We start from the raw sequence: 3,320 nt of genomic DNA on the forward strand, positions 1-3,320 counted from the left end.
CGCCCGCCTCGGCCTGCCGCGGTCCGCGGGCGCCCCGGCCGTCGTCGACGCGGTCGCCCGGGCCTCCCGGCGCCCCGCCGAGCAGGTCTCGGCCCTCCTGTACGGACCACCACCGACCGACGACGACGGGCTGCTGCGGCTCGCGCGTCACCTGGACGAGCTCGAGAGCGAGGTTCACCGCACGTGACCGACCCCACCTGGAACCAGTACCGGCCGGACGAGCAGGCCCGACCGGTCGGCGACGCCGGCACGTCCGCGCACCCCGCGCCGACCCCCGACCCCGCACGCACGACCTCCGCCCCCGCCGCCACGGGCGCGCACGCCCTCGACGCGGGCACGCACGCCCCGGCGCACGGCTTCACCCCCTCGCGCGAGCTGCGGGAGGGCCTCGCGGCCCTGCGGGCTGAGGTCGGCAAGGCCGTCGTCGGGCAGGACGCCGCCGTGACCGGGCTGGTCATCGCCCTGCTGTGCCGCGGGCACGTCCTGCTCGAGGGCGTCCCCGGCGTCGCCAAGACGCTGCTCGTGCGGACCCTCAGCACGGCGCTGCAGCTGGACACCAAGCGGGTGCAGTTCACGCCCGACCTCATGCCCGGCGACGTCACCGGCTCGCTCGTCTACGACGCGCGGACGGCGCAGTTCTCCTTCCGCGAGGGCCCCGTCTTCACCAACCTCCTCCTCGCGGACGAGATCAACCGGACACCACCCAAGACGCAGGCCTCCCTCCTGGAGGCCATGGAGGAGCGCCAGGTGTCCGTCGACGGGCAGCCCCGCCCGCTGCCGGACCCGTTCCTCGTCATCGCGACGCAGAACCCGGTGGAGTACGAGGGCACCTACGCCCTGCCCGAGGCGCAGCTCGACCGCTTCCTGCTCAAGCTCACGCTTCCCGTCCCCGAGCGGGACCAGGAGATCGAGGTGCTGCGGCGGCACGCCGCGGGGTTCGACCCGCGTGACCTCGCGGGCGCCGGCGTGCGCGCGGTGACGGACGCGGCCCAGCTCGCTGCGGCCCGCGCCGAGGTCGCCCGGGTGCAGGTCGCCCCGGAGGTGCTCGGGTACGCCGTGGACCTCGTCCGCGCGACCCGGCAGTCCCCGTCCCTCTCCCTCGGCGTCTCGCCCCGCGGCGCCACCGCCCTGCTCACGACGGCGCGCGCGTGGGCCTGGCTCTCGGGCCGCGGCTACGTCACGCCCGACGACATCAAGGCGCTCGCCCACCCCACGCTGCGGCACCGGGTGCAGCTGCGCTCGGAGGCCGAGCTCGAGGGCGTCACCGCCGAGAGCGTCCTGGACACCGTGCTGGCCGCCGTCCCGGTCCCCCGCTGACGCATGGCCCTCACCTGGCGCGCGGTCGCCCTGGCCGCGCTGGGACTCGTGCCCGTCGCCCTGCTGCCGGCGACGGCGACCGCCCTGCTGTGGGCGCTGCTCGTCGTCGTCGCGTGCGCGGTCGACGTCGCCCTGGCCGCCTCACCGCGCCAGGTCGCCATCGCGCGCTCGGTGCCGCGGTCGGTCCGCCTGACGGAGGCCACCCGCTCGACGGTCGTGCTCACCAACCGGTCCCCGCGCCGCCTGCGCGCGACCGTCCGGGACGCGTGGCAGCCGTCGGCGGGCGCCGCGGGCAACCGCCACGAGGTCGACGTCCCCGCGGGTGAGGCCCGCCGACTCGTCACGCCGCTGCGCCCCACCCGCCGCGGCGACCGCCTGGCGGACCGCGTGACCGTCCGGTCCTACGGCCCGCTGCGCCTCGCGGCTCGCCAGGTGTCGGTCGTGGTGCCCGGTCGTCTGCGCGTGCTGCCGGAGTTCGCGTCCCGGCGCCACCTGCCCAGCCGCCTCGCGCGGCTGCGGGAGATGGACGGCCGCACCGCGGTGCAGGTACGGGGCCCGGGCACCGAGTTCGACTCGCTGCGGGAGTACGTCATCGGGGACGACGTGCGATCAATCGACTGGCGCGCCACCGCCCGCCGGTCCGAGGTCGTCGTGCGCACCTGGCGCCCCGAGCGCGACCGGAGGGTCCTGGTGGTCCTGGACACCTCGCGGACGTCCGCCGCCCGGATCGGGGACCTGCCGCGCATCGACGCCTCCATGGAGGCCGCGCTCCTGCTCGCCGCCCTCGCCTCGCGGGCCGGCGACCGCGTGGACCTCGTCGCCTACGACCGGCGGGTGCGGGCCCAGGTGGCCGGCGCGAACGGGCCGCGGCTGCTGCCGGCCCTGGCGGACGCCCTGGCCCCGCTCGAGCCGACGCTCGTCGAGGCGGACTGGCCCGGCGTCGTCGGGGCCGTGCGCCAGCGGCTGTCCCAGCGGGCCCTCGTCGTGCTCCTCACGTCGCTCGAGCCCGCGGCCGTGGAGAGCGGCCTGCTGCCCGTGGTCGGCCCGCTCGCGCACGACCACACCGTCGTGCTCGCCTCGGTGGCCGACCCGGAGGTCGCCGCGCTGCGCGCCCGTCGCGGCGGCTCCGGCGAGGTCTACGACGCCGCCGCGGCCGAGCGGACCGAGCTCGAGCGCGCGGCCGTGAGCGTGCGGCTGCGGCAGCGGGGCGTCGAGGTGGTCGACGCCCTGCCCGACGACCTCGCCCCGCGGCTCGCGGACACGTACCTCGCGCTCAAGGCCGCCGGGCGGCTCTGACGCCGGGCCGGGTGTGGCACCCTCGCCGCATGGCCGCACCCTCCCGCCCCGGGCGCCCCTCGTCCGCCGAGCGCCGCCGTCGGCGGACGCGCACCCTCGCCCTCGTCGTCGCGATCGCCCTCGTGGCGACCCTGGCCGTGCCGCTCGCGGCGCTCGCCGTGCCGGCCGCTCTGCCCGCCGCCGTCGACGGCGCCCAGGACCGACGCGACGCCGAGGAGGTCCTCGGGACCGACGCCGTGCACGAGGTCTGGCTCTGGACGACGGCGTTCCTGCGCGGCGACGGCGACGCGGTCGCCGCGCCGGTCGAGACCGCCGAGCAGTGGGTCGCGGCCGAGGACGGCGGCACGCGGACCGCCTGGCGCGACCCCGGCCTGGACCGGGTCGTGCTCGCCGGGTCCGACGACGACGTCGAGCTGGCCCGGGCGCTCGGCGACCTCGCCCCCGGGGAGCGCCTCGTCACCGACGAGGGCGACTGGCTGGTCCTCGGCGAGGACGGCACGGTCCGCGCGCTGCTGCCGGAGCGGTCCGGCGGGCTCGCAGGGGCCCCCGTCACGCTGGCGGACTTCCAGACGGACCGCAGTGCGCGGTGGGAGGCGGTGCTCGCCGACGCCCAGGACGGTCAGGCGGTGGGCGGCGGGTCCGGCGGACCGGCCGCGGACGGCGGCGCTGCGGACGGCGTGCGGGCGGCCGTGCCCTGGGCCGTCGGT

General features: G+C 78.2%; 3 protein-coding genes and 1 pseudogene. All 4 read left to right on the forward strand.

Going from position 1 to position 3,320, the window contains the following annotated elements; all coding sequences use genetic code 11:
• Positions 1–187, forward strand: a pseudogene (locus tag N866_RS21620) (DUF4350 domain-containing protein); the annotation flags it as partial.
• The gene (locus N866_RS17545; protein ID WP_245612655.1) at positions 184–1,317 is read left to right on the forward strand and encodes an AAA family ATPase; all 1,134 of its coding nucleotides are present in this window, start codon (positions 184–186) and stop codon (positions 1,315–1,317) included. The pseudogene N866_RS21620 and the gene N866_RS17545, both read left to right, overlap by 4 nt.
• 3 nt (positions 1,318–1,320) lie before the next feature.
• Complete coding sequence (locus tag N866_RS17550) at positions 1,321–2,613, forward strand: DUF58 domain-containing protein (protein ID WP_034228990.1); 1,293 nt, start codon at positions 1,321–1,323, stop codon at positions 2,611–2,613.
• A 29-nt stretch (positions 2,614–2,642) separates the two neighbouring features.
• On the forward strand, positions 2,643–3,320 hold a 678-nt coding region (locus N866_RS17555), incomplete at its 3' end, for a hypothetical protein (protein WP_034228993.1).

This window comes from Actinotalea ferrariae CF5-4, from assembly GCF_000603945.1.
GTDB lineage: Bacteria > Actinomycetota > Actinomycetes > Actinomycetales > Cellulomonadaceae > Actinotalea > Actinotalea ferrariae.

Excerpts from the sequence above, each read along its gene's own strand:
- N866_RS17550 (WP_034228990.1), top strand. The coding sequence starts at position 1,321 with ATGGCCCTCACCTGGCGCGCGGTCGCCCTGGCCGCGCTGGGACTCGTG.